This window comes from Rhodococcus sp. P1Y (genome assembly GCF_003641205.1).
Classification (GTDB): domain Bacteria; phylum Actinomycetota; class Actinomycetes; order Mycobacteriales; family Mycobacteriaceae; genus Rhodococcoides.
In genome coordinates this window covers 4427822-4445934 of sequence record NZ_CP032762.1, presented here as the reverse complement: position 1 = coordinate 4445934, position 18113 = coordinate 4427822, and the positions used below count along the sequence as shown (strand labels likewise).

14 protein-coding genes are annotated in these 18113 nt (G+C 62.3%); 9 read left to right on the top strand and 5 right to left on the bottom strand.

Annotation, left to right across the window (positions count from 1 at the left end):
• Position 1: 1 nt before the first annotated feature.
• From D8W71_RS20490 to D8W71_RS20480, 3 genes are all read right to left on the bottom strand, one after another.
• On the bottom strand, positions 2–1255 hold the full coding sequence (locus D8W71_RS20490) for an MFS transporter (protein WP_121116066.1): 1254 nt from the start codon (positions 1253–1255) through the stop codon (positions 2–4).
• A 140-nt stretch (positions 1256–1395) separates the two neighbouring features.
• Positions 1396–2298 carry a LysR family transcriptional regulator gene (locus D8W71_RS20485; RefSeq protein WP_121116064.1) on the bottom strand — a complete coding sequence of 301 codons (903 nt, stop codon included), beginning with the start codon at positions 2296–2298 and terminating at the stop codon, positions 1396–1398.
• Between the two features lie 47 nt (positions 2299–2345).
• Positions 2346–4160, bottom strand: coding sequence for a helix-turn-helix domain-containing protein (locus D8W71_RS20480; RefSeq protein WP_161965474.1), 1815 nt, complete (start codon positions 4158–4160; stop codon positions 2346–2348).
• Between the two features lie 147 nt (positions 4161–4307).
• Here D8W71_RS20480 and D8W71_RS20475 point away from each other — a divergent pair, with 147 nt between their 5' ends.
• The 7 genes from D8W71_RS20475 (at position 4308) to D8W71_RS20445 (ending at position 12214) form a co-directional block, all read left to right on the top strand.
• Entirely contained in the window at positions 4308–5786 is a 1479-nt protein-coding gene (locus tag D8W71_RS20475) for an aldehyde dehydrogenase (RefSeq protein ID WP_121116060.1), read from the top strand.
• A 40-nt stretch (positions 5787–5826) separates the two neighbouring features.
• Entirely contained in the window at positions 5827–7227 is a 1401-nt protein-coding gene (locus D8W71_RS20470) for an MFS transporter (RefSeq protein ID WP_201265148.1), read from the top strand.
• Positions 7224–8414, top strand: a complete 1191-nt coding sequence (locus D8W71_RS20465) for an FAD binding domain-containing protein (protein WP_121116058.1) — start codon at positions 7224–7226, stop codon at positions 8412–8414. Before D8W71_RS20470 ends, D8W71_RS20465 begins: the two co-directional genes overlap by 4 nt.
• A 23-nt stretch (positions 8415–8437) precedes the next feature.
• Positions 8438–8875 (top strand): hypothetical protein, encoded by a 438-nt coding sequence (locus D8W71_RS20460; RefSeq protein ID WP_121116056.1) that lies wholly within the window; start codon positions 8438–8440, stop codon positions 8873–8875.
• Positions 8872–9855 (top strand): amidohydrolase family protein, encoded by a 984-nt coding sequence (locus D8W71_RS20455; RefSeq protein WP_121116054.1) that lies wholly within the window; start codon positions 8872–8874, stop codon positions 9853–9855. The genes D8W71_RS20460 and D8W71_RS20455 overlap by 4 nt, the downstream gene beginning before the upstream one ends.
• Positions 9852–10964, top strand: a complete 1113-nt coding sequence (locus tag D8W71_RS20450; protein WP_121116052.1) for an NADH:flavin oxidoreductase/NADH oxidase — start codon at positions 9852–9854, stop codon at positions 10962–10964. The genes D8W71_RS20455 and D8W71_RS20450 overlap by 4 nt, the downstream gene beginning before the upstream one ends.
• Before the next feature lie 221 nt (positions 10965–11185).
• Positions 11186–12214 carry an LLM class flavin-dependent oxidoreductase gene (locus D8W71_RS20445; RefSeq protein ID WP_121119662.1) on the top strand — a complete coding sequence of 343 codons (1029 nt, stop codon included), beginning with the start codon at positions 11186–11188 and terminating at the stop codon, positions 12212–12214.
• On the opposite strand, the gene D8W71_RS20440 is transcribed toward D8W71_RS20445, so the two are convergent.
• Entirely contained in the window at positions 12211–13641 is a 1431-nt protein-coding gene (locus D8W71_RS20440) for an amidase (RefSeq protein ID WP_121116050.1), read from the bottom strand. The genes D8W71_RS20445 and D8W71_RS20440 overlap by 4 nt on opposite strands.
• Positions 13642–13811: 170 nt before the next feature.
• Here D8W71_RS20440 and D8W71_RS20435 point away from each other — a divergent pair, with 170 nt between their 5' ends.
• Both D8W71_RS20435 and D8W71_RS20430 read left to right on the top strand, forming a co-directional pair.
• Positions 13812–15209: an APC family permease gene (locus D8W71_RS20435; RefSeq protein WP_236077525.1), complete on the top strand. Its 1398-nt coding sequence runs from the start codon at positions 13812–13814 to the stop codon at positions 15207–15209.
• A 67-nt stretch (positions 15210–15276) separates the two neighbouring features.
• Positions 15277–16575 (top strand): dicarboxylate/amino acid:cation symporter, encoded by a 1299-nt coding sequence (locus tag D8W71_RS20430; RefSeq protein WP_121116046.1) that lies wholly within the window; start codon positions 15277–15279, stop codon positions 16573–16575.
• Positions 16576–16664: 89 nt separating this feature from the next.
• Here the strand turns inward: D8W71_RS20430 and D8W71_RS20425 are convergent, their stop codons facing one another.
• Positions 16665–18089: a fatty acid desaturase family protein gene (locus D8W71_RS20425; RefSeq protein ID WP_121116044.1), complete on the bottom strand. Its 1425-nt coding sequence runs from the start codon at positions 18087–18089 to the stop codon at positions 16665–16667.
• Positions 18090–18113 lie beyond the last annotated feature (24 nt).

Here is an 18113-nt window from a genome sequence, read left to right as displayed (position 1 = left end):
GTCAGGACTCCTCGGTCTGGTCGATTCGCTGCAGACGGCGTGATTCGACAGTGAGCAACACGAACGCAGCGGCAGCCAAGATGCCGACGAGGCAGGAGAAGACCACCCCCGCGGTGATCAAACCCCACTGGGCTGCCACGGCTCCTGCTCCGATCACCGGTAGCGAAATGGCAACGTACACAACGACGAAGAAAGCAGATGTCACATCGGCTCTGCCGTGCTGCGGCAGCTCACGGGTGATACTTGCCATTCCGTTTCTGAAGATGATCCCTTGGCCGGTACCGCACACGATCGCTGCAAGGATGAGAATCGGTAAGGAACTCGCCAACAAGGACAGGGCGAGTACCGCAACGCCCACAGCAAGTACGACGCATCCAGCGCGTTGCGCCGTGAGGTACTTCTGACCACCCAATGCAATTTGGGCGACTGCGGAGGACGCGAACACCACGAAAACGACGGCGCCGGTCACCGCGTGATTGCCGATGTCGAGAACACCGGATACGAAACCTGGCGAAATTGCGCTGAACAAACCCATGACCGTGAATCCCGCGAACCCGGCAACCGATGCGCGTACGAAGTCGCCGCGGACCGGCGGCGGTACGCTCAACCACTTCAACGACGGGCGGGCGCCGGGGCTGACCGCCACCGTTTCAGGGGCGAATACGACCACCAATCCTGCGCCGAGGAGCAGAACTACATGCACGATGTAGATCAGCTGAAGCGGGTCAGGCAAGTACTGGACCAGGATTCCTGCCAGCAACGGACCTAGTCCCAAACCTCCGATATTGGCAGCGGTGGCAACTGATGGTGCGCGACCCTGCCATTTTGCCGGCGCCAGTTCGATCAGGGTGACCGTCGCGGTTCCCACGAAGATTCCGGCCGAAATTCCGGACAGCACACGGCCGATCAGTAGGGCCGTCAGGGAGTCTGCGAACACGAAGACCACGCCGCTGGCGATTCCGGCGGCAATTCCCGCCAGCAGCAGCGGTCGGCGCCCCAGTGTGTCGGACCACCGGCCGAATGCCAACAGGGCGCCGAGAACGCCAACGGCATACATCGCGAAGATGATGGTCACAACGAAGACCGAGAACGCGAACTTGGCCTCGTACAGAGCGTATTCGGGCGCGGGCATCGTGGTGCCCATCATGACCACGACGAACGTGTACGCGATCCCGACGAACACCAATGCAGGCGACCGAGACTTGGGCGTATCGGGCTGAGGAGGGTGCGCTACCGTGCGAGCCGTGTCGGCCATGAGACCTGTCCTTCCAAACCAGTGGAGAAAACAAGTTTCGCGTGTCGGCGGCACGACTGTCATCGATGCTTCCGGTACTCGACGACTACCGGCTATCCGGTACCGCCCCGCGGGCCACCACGTGGAAAGGGATCGGAGTTCTAGTAGACCCACTGCTCGGACAGGAACTCCTGCGCGAGAGAAAGAACTGCCTCGGCTGCTCTGGACGGTGGGGTACGGGCGCGCCATACGGCCGAGAGGGTCCAGAGCAAATCGGATCCGTCGAGGACGATCGACGACAATCGGAGTTCGGCAGATCGAGTCAGGTCGGGCACGATCGCAGTACCGAGTCCGGCTGCAACGAAATCCGGAATCGTAGTCAGATCTGCGACCTGCACAGCGATGGTGCGAACATGGCCGACTCGTCGAAATTCGTCGTCGATGAGCGTGCGGATCCCGAATCCTCGCGGCATGTCCACGAAGCGATCGGCTGCGATGTCGGCCAGACGAATCGAGGTGCGATCACTCAATGAATGCCCAGGCGGCAGCAACACGCGCAGTGGCAGGGTACGGAGCGGCCGCGACTCGATTCCCGCTGCGTCGGAGGGCCGGACGACGCTGACGAACGCCACGTCCAGAGTCCCGTCTCGCACCTTGTCCAGAAGTCCCGACGATCCGCTCGGCGAAGTCTCGAGGTAGAAATTGACCTTCGGATAGAGATGCGAGAATTCGCGAGCGAGCCCGGGTGTATTCAGCGCGGTCATACCGCTGAGAGTGCCGACTCGTACGGTGCCCCGTAGACCACTGTCGGTGTCGCCGACGATCGACCGGGCTCGATCGAGAATGACGAGCGCCGCCTTCGCTTCGGGCAGAAATGCCCGCCCGGCCTCGGTCAACCGCACCTGCTTGCCCGTTCGGTCGACGAGCTGCGTTTTCAGGTCTTTCTCCAAGGCGCGGACACTCGCCGACACCGTCGACTGAACGACCGAGAGGGTCGCCGCAGCACGGGTGAAGTTCAGCTCTTCGGCCACCTGCACGAAGTATTCGAGTTGTCGCTCGTCCATGGCCTCAACGATCGCATTGTCGAGGCGTTTTCGATAGCGGTGCCCGGTTAGACGAGCGAGGAAGCCTCACCGACATCTCCAACGGTCAGTGCAACCGCCACTTCCATGGCGTGGTCTGGACGAGCCAGATCTTTGCCGGTCAACGTCTGTATTCGTCGAAGTCGTTGGCCGACCGTGTTGGCGTGGACGTGGAGAGCACGCGCAGTATCACCGCTGGCGAGCCCGCTGGCGACGTACGCCCGCAGAGTTTTCATGAGGTCGGTGCCGCGGGCGATGTCGTGGGATCGAACGGGGCCGAGAGTCCGATCGGCGAACGACAATAGTTGCGATGTGTCGTCGAGCTGCAGTAGCAGCCCCACCAAGCCGAGGTCGTCGAGCGACACGGTCGTGTCCCGCTTGCCTGTCAGTGCCAGCATGCCAAGGGCCCCGACTGCGGAGCGATGAGCCCGGGTGTATTCGCCGACCTGTGTGCAGGGTCCAACTGTGACTGCGGTCGCCACGGCATGCGGTGTGTGTGAACCCGTGAGAGACCGAATCCTGTCGGCTGCGCTGTCCCGAGCCGTTCTCGACTGCCCGACATCAGGTATCAACACAACGATGCGGTCGTGGTGAATCGCGGACAGCGGCCTCGGCGTGGCCGTCTCGGCCCACAGGTGAACACGCCGGACCGCCTGCTGCAGGCAGTTGTCGACCTGCCCGGTTTGTACTCCGCTCAGCGCCACAACCACGATGGAATGGCCCAGGGACAGGTCGTGACCGAGGCGTGCGGCGCGCTCCACGACGGTGTCCAAGGCGCCCGGTTCGCCGCCGAGCAGGTCACTCACGAGGTCGCCGTGCAGTCGCCACTGCACTTCGTCTGCCGTGCGACTACGAAGAACCTCCAGCGAGGTGACCAGCGCCGCGTGTTCGACGGCGCGTTCGTCGATCGACGACAGCGCGGAGCTTCCGGGCGCAATCCATATCCGAGCAACCTCCGAACCGGCGAGGAGGACCGGGTGGCAGCGAAATTCGCCGTCGGCGTGCAACTCGGTTCTGTCGTCGGGAAATGCGACGGTTCTGCTCGACTGGCCGAGAACTCCGCTCTGTGTGTCCTCGATCAGGATGGCCCGTGAAATCAAGATCGACAGAGCGGTCGCTATGCCGGCGACCCCTCCACCGCGCAGCGCGATCTCGGTGAGCTTGCGGTGGATGTCCTCCGACTTCTGCAACAGGTCCCGCTGCTGGTGGAGTTCGTTGTTGAGGACCAGCAGCTCGTCCATCCGCCTTGCCTCCTCGGATCGCAGACGCGCGGTGGTCAGAGCGATCGCCGCATGGTCGGCGAGGACCGTCAACAAGGCGATCTCTTGCTCACCGAAGTTGTGCGTCGATCTGCGGTAGCAATTGAGCGTTCCGATGGCGAGATCGGGAGACTGCATCAGCGGAACCGAGATCATCGAGCGGTAGCCCTGCTCCTTGGCGACGCCTCCCCACGGTGCGAACTGCGGCTCTCGTTCGATGTCCGCGATGGCCCTCGGAGATCCGGTGCGAAAGGCCGTGCTCGACGGTGCTTCCATGGTCGTCGGCTGATCGAGGCGTACCGGACGATCAGCATTGACCTGGGCGAGGTAGTCCGCTGAGAGTCCGCTGGATCCCTCGATCGTCAGGGTCCGCCGCTCGGGGTCGGGAATGAGCACTCCGCAGAACTCGTACCCCATCAGCGACGCTGCGGTCAGCGCAATAAGGTCCAGTACCTCGGGCAGCGGCTGTCCTGTGGCCACGGTTTTGGTGATGACTCGGACGCTGTCGAGCCACCGATGCACCTCGGGGAGGACGTGCGTAGTCGGTGTGACCGGCCCAGAGGAGACGTTCGACGTGTTGCGCATCAGCTTGCCTCTTCGGGTATGTAGATGGAAACACATGATTGCTGCTTTTATGTTTGCACACACATGTTCTTTGTGTGACTTGGATCGCAGAATTGAGTCAATCACCGACCGAGCACACGAAACGAGCAACCAATGACAACACACTCGATGTACATCGACGGGAAAGACGTCCAAGCCGACAGCGGTCTGGAACTGACGATCGTCAATCCCGCGACCGGATCACCGATAGCAACCGTGCCCGACGGTGACGCTGTCGACGTCGACCGTGCGGTCAGTGTTGCCCGGGCCGCTTTCGAAGCAGGGCCGTGGCCGCGAATGAGCCGCACCGACCGTGCAAAGGTTCTTCTGCGTGCCGCAGATGCCCTCGAAGCTGCAAGCGACACTCTCTATACACTCGAGACTCAGAACAACGGTCGGCCGATCACCGAGACCCGGGCGCAGTTGTCTCGCGTGCCGGAATGGTTCCGCTACAACGCCGGACTGCTCGCAGCGGGACGCGACGCCGTACTGCCCAGCGACGGCCCGTACCTGACGTACCAGAGGAGATCCCCGCTCGGTGTGTGCGGCATCATCACCCCCTTCAACCACCCCGCCCTCATTCTTGCCAGAAGCCTCTCGGCAGCACTCGCGACCGGAAATACGGTCGTCATCAAGCCATCCGAACTGACGCCGCTGACCACGCTTGCCATTGCACAAATCGTCACCGACGCCGGCATCCCTCACGGTGTGGTCAACGTGGTTACCGGAGGCAGAGCCGCCGGTGTCCGACTGACCGAGCACGAGGACATTGCAAAGATCACCTTGACCGGCGGGACCGAAGCAGGACGCTCCGCCGCCGGAGCAACGGCAGCCCGATTCGCGCGGATCACTGCGGAACTGGGCGGCAAGACCCCCGTCATCGTCTTCGACGATTACGACCCGACTGCGGCTGCCGAAGGGGCCGCTTTCGCAGCCTTCGTCGCCTCCGGCCAATCGTGCGTGGCGGGAGCACGATTCCTGGTCCAGCGGGGTTCGTACGACGACTTCGTCGCCGCGCTTGTCGCGCGGACCGAGTCGATCCGTCTCGGTGACCCGGCCGAGCCGTCTACTCAGATGGGCCCGATGATCAGCGACCGCCAACGACGGAAGGTCCTGGAGTACATCGAGATCGGGCGAGAGGAAGGCGCGCGAGTTGTGGCGGGAGGGGTCATCCCGGAGCTGCCGGAAGAGCTGCGCGACGGCTTCTACGTCCGCCCGACTGTTCTCGCCGACGCCACCAATTCCATGCGAGTAGCGCAAGAGGAGATCTTCGGTCCGGTCGCCGTCGTCGTGCCCTTCGATACCGAGGAAGAAGCCATCGAGATGGCGAACGACAACCGGTTCGGGCTCGGCGCGGGAGTATGGACCCGCGACATCGCGCGGGCACACCGCGTCGCCGACGCCATCGAGTCCGGGATGGTCTGGGTCAACGACCACCACCGCCTCGAACCGTCACTGCCTTGGGGAGGAGTGAAGGAATCCGGCACCGGAAAAGATGCAGGCACAGAATCGTTCGACGACTTCACGTGGATCAAGACCGTCGTGGTGCGCATCGCAGACGACGACGTCGACTGGTACGGATCCGACACCCCTGGCCGCCTCAACTGACACGAGGTCGTCTCGACCCCTTCCACGATTGGACACTTTCATGACATCGAAGACCGAAACGCCGGCCGGACCTGGCTGGCGCCAAGAGATAACCAGAGTGCAATGGTTGGTCCTGTTCGGGACCACCATGGGTTGGGCGCTCGACGGCTTCGCCGGAAGCCTCTACGCACTTGTGCTCGGACCCGCAATGACCGAACTGCTCCCGAACTCGGGCATCGATGTGGATTCCGCGCACATCGGTCTATACGGCGGGATGACAGTGGCACTGTTCCTCGCAGGCTGGGCGACCGGCGGAATCCTGTTCGGAGTTCTCGCCGACTACTTCGGACGAGTTCGGGTTCTCTCGATCGGCATCTTGACCTACGCGTTGTTCACCGCGCTCGCCGCCTTCGCCGACACATGGTGGCAACTCGGCATCCTGCGCTTCATCGCCGGTCTCGGATCCGGCGTCGAAGCACCGGTAGGAGCGGCATTGGTCGCCGAGGTCTGGAAGAACAAGTACCGCGCTCGCGCCTGCGGGGTGATGATGTCGGGCTACGCAGGCGGATTCTTCATCGCGGCACTCGCCTACAGCATGCTCAGCAGCCAAGGTTGGCGGTTCATGCTCGTCCTCGCCGTCGTTCCCGCATTCCTCGTCTGGTTCCTCCGCCGTTACGTCCCGGAACCCGAAGAGATCAAGAATGTCATCTCGACGCGAAAAGCCCGCAAGAGCAGAGGAATTCAACGTCCGGAGGACCAGTTCGTATTGCGTCGATTGCTCGCGCCGCCCAACCTACGCGCGACGCTGATCTGCACCGCACTGGCAACAGGATCTCTACTGGCTTTCTGGAGCGTGTCGACCTGGTACCCGCAGATCATTCGCAACATGTCCTCGGCCGAGTCGTTGTCGACCGACATCGCCAACCACCGTGTAGCGATCTCGTCGATGCTGTTCAACGCCGGCGGCATCCTCGGATACGCAACGTGGGGCTTCCTCGCCGATGCGATCGGCCGCCGCAAGGCATTTCTGGTCAGTTTCGTGGTGTCGGGCCTGAGCATCGCGTACCTTTTCCCGTTCGAACATTCCTACACCACCTATTTGATCGTCATCCCGATCGTCGGATTCGGACTCTTCGGCGCGCTGTCCGGCAACTTCGTCTACGGACCCGAAATGTTCTCACCGAGCATGCGAGCCAGCGGCATCGCACTCGCCAACAGCATCGGCCGATACATCACTGCAGCAGGTCCATTGGTTGCAGGAGTCATCGCTACCTCGTGGTTCGGAGGCAACCTGGGTGTCGCGACCGCAGTCCTCGCCTCCACGGGAATCATCGCCCTCGTCGGGTTGTACTTCGCACCCGAAACCCGTGACGCCGCCCTACCCACCGACCCACACCACCAGCATCACGCCGACTCCACCGCGCCGGCACCCACTACGACAGTGAAAGGAACGCCGGCATGAGCGTCTATAAAGGATCGAGAGCAGTCGTCATCGGAGGATCGATCGGCGGACTCACTGCCGCGTTGCTTCTGAAGGATCTCGGATTCGAGGTCGACGTGTACGAACGCACACCATCGGACCTCGACGGACGCGGTGGCGGAATCGTTCTCCAGCCCGACACTCTGCGCTGGTTCCGTGAGCGCAGTTCGCAGCGGCCCGAAGATGTCAGCACCACCACCGACTGGGTCCAGTACATCGACGACGGCAACCAGGTGCTCGACCGCGACGCCCGCTCGTGGTCACACACTTCCTGGGGTACCTTCTACCGCGCATTGCTTGCCGACTTCGGACGCGAGCACTACCACCTCGGCGAATTCGCTTGCGGGTTCGACCAGGACGAGGACTCCGTAACCCTCCGATTCGTGAGCGGCCGGCGCGAAAAGGCGGATCTCGTCGTGATCGCGGACGGTGTGACCTCGGCGAACCGAGCACGAATCGATCCTGATGTGCAACTGAGCTATTCGGGTTACATCGGGTGGCGCGGCACCGTCGACGAGGCATTGCTGACACCCGAAACTGCTGAGCTGCTGCACAACTCGATCACCTACAACATCGTTCCGCATTCGCAGATCACGATGTATCCGATCCCGAGCGCGCGCGGGACCGCCGTAGGGGACAGGTTGATGAACTACGTCTGGTACCGGAATGTCGCAGAGGGCCCCGATCTCGACGAAATGCTCACCGACAAGCGAGGCTTCCTGGGCAAAGTATCGGTGCATCCGAACCAGGTACAAGATCGCTACATCGACGAAATGCGCGACGCCGCTGCTCGGATGCTCGCTCCTGCCGCAGCCGAAGTTGTCACCTCGACCGAAGCACCGTTCATCCAGGTCGTCTGGGACTCGAGGGCATCGAAGATGGCGAGCGGCCGAGTCGCACTCATCGGTGACGCCGCATGCGGCGCGAGGCCGCACGCCGCGGCAGGAACAGCCAAGGCCGCAGCCGACGCGTGGGCACTGAGCGATGCGTTGACCGCGGCAGCAGGCAACGTCGCCGAAGCACTACAGAAATGGGAACCCGGACAGCTCGAGCTGAGTAGCAACTTGCTCGCTCGAGTCAAGGCAATGGGTGAACGCTCGCAGTTCACCAACACCTGGACCCCAGGGGACAAGGATCTCCGATTTGGCCTGTACGGCCCCGGTCGCTAGAAACCACAGGAAGGGAAATCATCATGACCTCCAACAGCTTTCTCAGTGATCTTCCGTTGGCTGGCACGCTCGTCGGCGAAAATTTCGACGGGTGGAGCGATGAGCTGCGCGCAGAGTTCGACGCCCATGCCTTCGACGGCGAGGTGGGATCGAAGCTGCTCAGCGAGAACGATCGAGTACGTGTATGGGAGATCCGGCTGGCACCGGGCGAGCGGTGGCACGCCCACAGGCACGTGCTCGACTACTTCTGGACCGCCGTGAACGCCGGCACGAGCAGGCAGCACACATTCGACGGAACAACGCGCGACGTCTCCTACTCGGCGGGCGAAACACGCCACTTTCATTTCGCCGCAGGTGAATACCTACTTCACGATATCGAGAACGTCGGCGACGGTGAACTCGTCTTCACCACGGTGGAACATCTCGACTCCGACAACGCGCCGTTGGCGGTGGCGTCGTGAGCGCAGATCTGGTCGATGTCCACGCCCACTGGTTGCCGACCGACCTGTTCGGTCTTCCACCGAATTCACCGTTCGGAGCCATGCACGACCGCGACGGTGAACTGTTCCTCGGCGACGTCCCGCTGTCCATCAGAACCGAATCGATGAGTGACGTCGATGCGATCCTGGCAGACATGGACGCCTTCGGAATTGCTGTGCGGGCGCTGTCCACGCCTCCCTTCGCCTTCGCGGTCGATGCCGACAAACCTGCCGGTGACTACACCGATTCCTACAACGACGCCCTCGCGAAGGTTGTGTCGGACTCGGCCGGGCGCATTGCGGGCCTTGGATCCATTCGGCTTGACGACGCCGACGCCGCCGAGCGCCAGATTCAGGCTTTGGCGGCCCAGAACATTCTCTCGGGCATCGCGATCCCGCCTGTGCTGCGTGGAGCGTCATTCGATTCCGGTGTACTTCGAGAGGTGCTGCGGTCGGCAGCGGCGCACCGGATGGCGGTGCTGGTGCACCCGATGCAGCTTCCGCGGCCGGAGTGGTCGAAGTACTACCTGGCGAACCTCGTCGGAAACCCGGTGGAAACTGCGACGGCCGTGGCGTCGAGCATCCTGGGCGGCGTCATCGAAGAACTGCCGGACTTGCGTCTGTGTTTCGTGCACGGCGGTGGTTGCGCTCCGAGCCTTCTGGGCCGCTGGCAGCACGCCTGGGAGGCCCGGCCCGACGTCCGGGCCGGCAGTAGAGCGAACCCGCGCGAGCTGTTCCGTATCCCGTTTTTCGACACCGTGACGCACGACCAGGTGGCACTGGATCTGCTACGCGCCCATGCCGGCGAAGATCGGATAGTGTGCGGTACCGACTATCCGTTCGACATGGCTGAGTTCGACATCGCCGATTTCGTGGACCACTCCGGTCTCGACCGCGCGACCATCGAGCGCAACGGCCGCAGCTTCCTCGGGGTGCGTGTCACGTCGGCGGCTCTGTCATGAGCGCGCTGTTCGAACCGATCACGCTGCGCGGGTTGACGATCGAGAACCGGGTGTGGATGTCGCCGATGATGCAGTTCGCGGCCGAGCCGTCCGGGCCCGCAACGGGCTCGGCCACGGATTGGCACTTTCAGCACTTCGCGGCACGTGCGATCGGGGGAGTGGGGCTGGCGATGGTCGAGGCAACCTCGGTCACGCCGGATGGCCGGAGCAGCGAGTTCGATCTCGGATTGTGGAACAGTATTCAGGCCCGTTCGCATCGCCGAGTCATCGATTTCCTGCACAGTCAGGGAACGGCGGCAGGCATTCAATTGGTTCATGCAGGCAGAAAGGGCTCGACGGGACGGCCATGGGGTGACGGTTCGCATATCGAACAGCAGTGGGGGACTCTCGCTCCGAGTCCTGTCGCGTTCGGTGAGATGCCGACTCCATCGGAACTGACCACGGAACAGATCGCCGACATGGTGGCGGCGTTCGGTTCCAGCGCCCGCCATGCGCGCGATGCAGGATTCGACGTACTCGAATTGCACGGAGCGCACGGATATCTGATCCACCAGTTCCTGTCCCCGGCCGCCAATCGACGCACGGACCAGTACGGCGGATCGCTGGAGAACAGGATGCGCTTTGCCGTCGACGTCGTCGACGCTGTGCGCGCCGAATGGCCCGACGATCGTCCGCTGTTCTTCCGTGTTTCTGCCACCGACTGGCTCAGCGGAGACACCGACGACCCCCGGCCCGGGTGGACTCTCGAGGACAGTGTTGCGCTCGCCGACACACTGTCGGGCCACGGAGTCGATCTGTTCGACGTGTCCACCGGTGGGATGGTTCCGGATGCCCGCATCCCGGTTGGGCCGGGTTACCAAACTCGTTTCGCCGCAGAGATCAGACGACGTACTGGTCTGCCGACTGCTGCCGTCGGGCTGATCACCGAAACTGACCAGGCGGAGGCGATCGTGGGGTCCGGTGAAGCCGATGCGGTGTTCCTGGCGCGCGAGCTTCTGCGTGACCCCAACTGGGCGCACCGCGCTGCACTGCATCTCGGTGAATCTCTGCGGTATCCACCGAACTACTCCCGCGCCTTCGCACGCAGATCGGTGGTGTCGGGTCGATAGTCCGCAAGACCCGCGTGCGTGCTCGTCGCGGCTGGCGGTAACTCGCAACCCGGGTAGCGGTACCCGGAATTGGCCGCCAGCCGCGACGACATCAGGGGAGTCGGAGGACGAATATCGTCTTCGGGCCACCTACCGGCGTTGTGGAATGAACTTCGACTTGATTGGTTGAATCTACAATGAAGTTGGGCGGTCCAGTCCGACAACGAATCGAGAGGCCGATCATGCACTTGGGCGTAGACAGCTTCGTCTCCTCCGTGACAGACCCGACCGACGAACGCGTCATCGGTCCGGCAGAGAGGATGGGGCACCTGCTGGAGGAGATTTCGCTGGCCGATCAGGTCGGGCTGTACTCGTTCGGCATCGGTGAGCATCACCGCAGCGAGTACTACGACTCGGCACCGTCGATCATTCTTGCCGCCGCGGCCGCACGGACGGAGCGGATTCGACTCGGCAGTGCCGTGAAAGTTCTCAGTGCAGACGATCCGGTGCGGGTGTTTCAGGAGTTCGCCACTCTCGATCTGATTTCCAAGGGGCGAATCGACCTCGTGGTAGGCCGTGGTTCCTTCACCGAGTCGTTCCCGTTGTTCGGCCTCGACCTGCAAGACTACGACTCGCTCTTCATCGAGAAGCTCGATCTCCTGCTGCAGATCCGCGACAACGTCGAGGTCACCTGGTCCGGTAAGCATCGACCTGCGCTCGATCGACAGAGCGTCTACCCACGACCGGTTCAAGATCCCCTGCCGATCTGGGTAGGCGTCGGTGGGTCACCCGAATCCTTCGCTCGCGCAGGCCTGTTGGGGCTACCTTTGATGATCGCGATCATCGGCGGTGAACCTCGTCAGTTCGCTCCGCTGGTCGACCTCTACCGCCGCGCGGGAGCTCAGGCGGGGCATGCGCCGGAGAAGCTGAAGGTTGGACTACACGTGTTCGGTTTCGTCGCCGAGTCGACCCAGGTGGCAGCGGACACCATCTACCCCGGATGGCACGAGATGTTCACCAAGGTCTCTCGTGAGCGCGGATTCGCTCAGCCGACCCGAGCGCAGTTCGATGCAACCTCGGGACCGAACGGGGCCTTCTTCATGGGGGACCCGAAGACCGTGGCCGACAAGATTCTCAGAGTGAGCGAACAGCTGGGCGGTGTAGACAGGTTGTCCCTGCAAATGACGAATCCTCGTCTGGCTCACAACGACCTACTTCGAGGCATCGAGTTGCTCGGCACCGAGGTGGCCCCTCTGATCGACAGAGGCTAGGTCGACGATGTGATCCGGCGAAAGGGGTGGGCCGCTTCGAGTTCGAAGGCCAACTCCAGCAGCGTCGACTCGTGGCCGTGATCGGCGGAGAATTGAACACCGACAGGAAGTCCATCCGCGGTGTGCGAGAGGGGGAGTGAGATTGCGGGGCCCCCGGACGCGTTGTTGAGGGGAGTGAACGCGACATAGGCGAGCAGCCGGGGGAACAGCACATCGAATCCGTTGGCGGGGGACAGATGTCCCAGCCGAGGGGTCGCGTGTGCGAGCACGGGCGAGACCATGACGTCGATATCGGCGAAGGCCTGGTGATACCTGGCCTCGGACTTGCGCAACCGCCGAACCACTTGCGGCGTTCGCCAGAAATTTCGCACGAACATCCGCGAGAGGCCCTGTGTCAACGCGTCCGTCCTACGGGACTCGAACGTCGGGTCCATCACTTTCCTGCCGAACTTCTGAACAGCGAACGCCATCAATCCCCAGTAGTGCTCGAAGTCCTTCTGGAATTCGCGAAGATCCTTCTCGGGCAACGGCAAATCCAGTTCGCTGACATCGTGGCCGAGCTCGCTCAACCTCGCGGACGCATCCGCGACGGCGACCCTGGTGGGCTCGTCCACTTCGATCCCGGGCAATGATTGTGTGATCACCCCGATACGCAATCGTCGGGACGACGGCCCTTCCACCAGCCCGACCGGGCGCAGCTTCGGTGCGGTGCGGTATCGCTCGACCTGTGCGACGAATGCAGCTGTGTCGCGCACCGAGCGGGTGAGGACACCGTTGGACACGATATTCACGGGCATGCCGGAGGCATGGGCGTCGGCAATCTCGCGGCCGCGGGTGAGTTTGAGCCCGACAAGACCGCATGCCGCTGCCGGTATACGAATGGAACCGCCGCCGTCGTTCGCATGGGCGATGGGAACAACCCCAGCTGCCACGAGTGCTGCGGATCCGCCCGATGAGGCGCCGCTGGAGAACTCGGTGTTCCACGGATTGCGGGTCGGCGGCAAAGTCTCGAATTCGGTGCTTGCGTTGAAGCCGAACTCGGGCAATGTCGACTTGCCCAGACTGATCAGACCCGACGAGAGGAGCTGATCGGTGAATCCCGCGTTGCGTGTAGCAGGTCGGGAATCGATGGCGAGTGAACCATGGTTGGTCGGCAGTCCAGCGACGTCGGTGTTGTCCTTGACGAACGTCGGTACACCCGAGAACGGACCTGCGGCAGGGCGTCGGGCACGTTCCAGCGCACGATCGAAATCCGGTGTCTGGACGGCATTGAGATGAACGTTCACCGCGTCGGCGCGTGCAACAGCGGCCTCGACGGCGTCGACCGCGCTGATGTCACCGGACCTGATCGCCTCTGCGACCCCTGTCGCATCGAGTTCGCCCAGCGCATCGCTCGTGAACGCATGAATTCGGTCGGGATCTGACATTGGAACCTCCCCTTTGCCAGGGCATCGTCGGCCTGACCGACCGACTATAAGTCATGCCCCGCGGGTGAGATCCAGCGAAGTCGGTCGACCCTGGCGTGGGGCGGGTTAGCCTCTCCGTGACGTTCCGACATGTGACGCCGGAATCTCCACAGGCAATGGGAGGTACCGCGATGTCCGATTCATCCGTCGAGACAGCGAACGAACTGAAGCGGACATTGGGCGGGTTTCAGGTGTTCGCTATTTCGTTCGCGTTCATCTCGGTCGCAGTCGGTGTGTTTGCGACGTACGGCGAGCTTCTGACCACAGCAGGTCCTGTCGGTATATGGCTCTGGGTGATCGCCGCGGTCGGCCAGACCTTGGTTGCACTCGTGGTGGCGCAATTCGCTGCTCGGATAGCTCTCAGCGGATCGTCCTACCAGTGGGCATCGCGCCTGACCAATCCGAGAATTGGCTGGCTGTTCGGGTGGCTCACGTTCTGGTACTTGGCCATCGCGGTCGTGGCGATGGACAGTGCGTTGTCCAGTCAGGCATTGATGCCGCTGCTGGGGATGGAAGCCGACGAAGACGTCTCCCGCGTCATCACGCTCGCGGTCATGATCGTTCAGGCCGTCTTGGTGATCGCCTCGACCCGATTGCTCGGGATCATCACCTCGGGAGCGGTTGCCGTAGAGCTCGGCATCGTTGTTGTGCTGGTGCTTGCACTGGCAGCGGTCGTCGTGTTCACCGGTACCGGCGAGATAGGCAACCTTTCCTCGCGTGGAGTCGTCTCGGATACGAGCAACTACTACGCGATCGGCGGCGGCCTGATGGCAGGGATGCTGATGGGCTTGACGACGCTCGTCGGGTTCGATTCCGCGGCGAATCTAGCCGAGGAAGCCCGGGATCCGTACCGCAGCGTGCCTCGTGCCATCGTTGCGTCAGTCGTGGCTGCCGGTGTCGCCGGGCTGCTTTTCTTGATCGCGCTCACCGTCGCGATCGAGGATGTCGGAGCCGTCAGCAGCAGCGACTCCCCGGTTGCCTTCATCATCCGAGATCAACTGGGACCGATTCCTGAACGAATTCTACTGTCGGCCATTGTCTTCGCGATCTTCGGTGCGGGCATGGTGGTGATGGCGGCGTGCTCACGGCAGGTCTTTGCCATGGCGAGGGACAGACGGTTCCCTGCGCATGGACTGATGCGAAAAGTCAACTCGCGCACTCGAACCCCAGTTTTCGCCACCGTTCTGATTTTGGTGATCGGTGTGGCTTTGTTGGTCGGTTTGCCGGGAGACGCGCTGTTGCAGCTCATCCTCGGCTCGACGATACTTCCCGCACTCATCTACGCCGGGATCGTCATTCTCTATCTCGTGGTGCGTGCTCGTCTGGACAAGCGAGAGGGTGGGTTCAGTCTCGGCCGGTTCGAGGTTCCGGTCGCTGTTTTCGCGTTGCTGTGGCTGGGCGTTGCGTGCTTCGTCCTGGTCACGCCGGATGACGCCCGCGTTCCCACCGCGATCGTGCTCGGACTGATTGCATCCGGAGGTGTGTATTACGCGAAGATGATGATCTTCGACCGTGAGGTTCTCGACTGATTCCGGCCGTAATAGGAGCGAAATACGACCGACACCGAGCCGTATCTCGTCGCGCTTAATTTGAGGCATGAAAATTTTTCGGCACCCGGCGGTGCAGATCGGTCTCGCCGCCATCGGCGGGATCGCGTTCGGTCTGATTGTCGGTGACTGGGCCGCCAATCTGAAGTTCATCGGAGATCTCTTCATTCGGTTGATTCAGATGTCGATTGTCCCGCTCGTCATGGCCTCGGTCATCGTTGCGACGGGTTCGATGTCCGGGACCGGAACGGGCCGGATCGCATTCCGGACGTTCAAATGGATGATCGGCTTCTCGTTCGTGGCCGCCGTACTGGCCTGGGTTCTCAGCACCATCATCCGGCCCGGTACGGGCATGGTGTTCACTCAGGAGCTGGATCCAAGTCTGGAGGCGTCGGCAGGAGAGGCTCTGGGCTGGCAGGACACGCTGCTCAATTTCGTCTCGACCAACGTATTCAGCGCAATGTCGACGGCAACGATGGTGCCCATCATCATCTTCTCGCTGTTGTTCGGCGTAGCTCTGCGCATCCATGTGAACAAGACCGGTGACACCGGTGTACTCACCCTGTTCGATCAGATTCAACAGATCGTTCTCACGATGATCCGGCTGGTCATGCTCATCGCCCCGATCGGGGTCTTCTGTCTGCTCGCCGCGCTCGCGGGAGATGTCGGGTTCTCTGTCGTGAGCACCGCGCTGAGTTACCTGGGTACAACACTTCTCGGCGTGCTCATTCTGTTCCTACTGTTCGTGGCAGTCGTGACCGTACGTACCCGACTGAATCCGTGGAAGCTGCCGCACAAACTGACCGAGCAGACAGTCGTGGCGGTCACGACTACCAGTTCGGCGGTCACCTTCCCAACCGTGCTGAAGAACACGGTCGAAAAGGTCGGCGTCAGTCAGAAAGTTGCGAATTTCACGTTGTCGATCGGGTTGACGATGGGTTCGTACGGAGCTGTCCTCAACTACATGATCGTGGTGATGTTCCTTGCGCAAGCAGGCAACATCGATCTGAGCTTCGGCCAGATCGCCCTCGGTATGGGGCTGGCGATTCTGCTCAACATGGGCACGATCACGGTGCCGGGAGGGTTTCCGGTCGTCGCAATGTTCTTGGCAACATCACTGGGCCTTCCATTCGAGGCCGTGGGTCTGCTGATTGCCGTCGACTGGTTCGCTGGAATCTTCCGAACTTTCCTCAACGTCAACGGCGACACCTTCGTGGCGATGTTGGTTGCCAACGCCGACGACGAGATCGATCGTGACGTCTACAACGGCGACAAGACGGTGACGGCCGAGGAGATCGACCTCGCCGATTACGAAGGTGCCCTGGCCGGCGCCGATCGAGCCGACTGAGGACGCACCTCGGTCGAGGGGACATACAACTGAAGGCAGGGCTCCGGAGTTACCCGGAGCCCTGCCTGAGAGTAGGTGATGGAAGAAGATCAGTCGTCGCCGCGAGGGGGAGGTTCGACGTCGACGCCACCGGAGGTGTGCTCCGGGCCGGCGTCGGGATGTCCGGCAGGAACTCGACTGCGCGAGCGTGCTGCCTCGCTCTCCGAGGGACCTTCACTGAACTTGCGGCGCCACGCTTCTTCCGGGCGGTACGGTCCCGGCTTCGGCCGAGCCTTGCCTCCCGGCAGAGCGAGACGTGCGATCGTTCGGTGCACCATGCCCCATTGCTGCATCAGCGGGCCGCTGTTGTACGGCAGCTGGTACCGCTCACAGATGTCCTTGATCTTCGGTGCAACCTCGGAGTACCGGGTACTGGGCATGTCCGGGTACAGGTGATGCTCAACCTGGTAGCTGAGGTTGCCACTCATGAGGTGGAACAGTGGGCCGCCGTCGATGTTGGCTGCTCCGACCAGCTGGCGGACATACCACCCGCCGCGCGTCTCGTTCTCCACCTCCTCCTGGCTGAAGGTGTACGCCTGGTCAGGGAAGTGCCCGCAGAAAATGATTCCGTGCGACCACACGTTGCGAATGATGTTGGCCGTGAAGTTGGCGGCGAGAGTCGACAGGAACGTACTTTCGACACCGCTGAAACGGCTGTCCAGGAGCGCCGCGGTGCGCTTGGAGTTTCCGAATCGAGCCGAACGCCTGATCCGGCCCGCAATTCTCGATCTCTTGCTCTCACGCAGTCGACCGCCCGTGCCGAGCTGCGCAAGCGCAAATGCGCCCGCGCTGATGGTCGGCCAGCCGATGTAGTCCTTGACGAACTGCTTGCGAGCTTTGACCGCGATGCCTTTGAGATCTCGAACGAGCTCTTTGGTCGACTTCTCGCCGCGCCTGATCGCCTCGAGGTCCAGATCGTGCAGCGCTACACCCCATTCGAAGAACGCCATGAGGAGCACGTTGTAGAAGGGCTGAGCCAGGTACACCGGATGCCACTTCTGGCGCGGATCGATACGCATGATCTCGTACCCGAGATCTTTGTCCTTGCCCCGAATGTTCGTGTACGTGTGGTGCACGTAGTTGTGCGAGTGCTTCCACGACTGCGCGGTGGATGCGGTGTCCCAATCCCAGACGGACGAGTGGATTTCGGGGTCGTTCATCCAGTCCCACTGGCCGTGCATGACGTTGTGGCCGATCTCCATGTTCTCGAGAATCTTGGCGATTCCGAGGCATGCAGTGCCCGCCAGCCATGCGGGTTTGCTCGTCGAGCCCAGCAGTAGAACGCGGCCGGCGACCAGCAACTGGCGCTGCGCTGCGATCACCGAGGTGATGTACTTACGATCCTTCTCACCGAGGCTCGCGTACACCTCGTCGTGAATCGCGTCGAACTCCTTGGCAAGTTCGGCAATGGTGTCGTCGCTCAGGTGCGCCAACGGATTGACTGGATCTGCTCGTGTTGCGTCGTCGATGGTCATGCAATCCCCTCACTGCGGATGAAG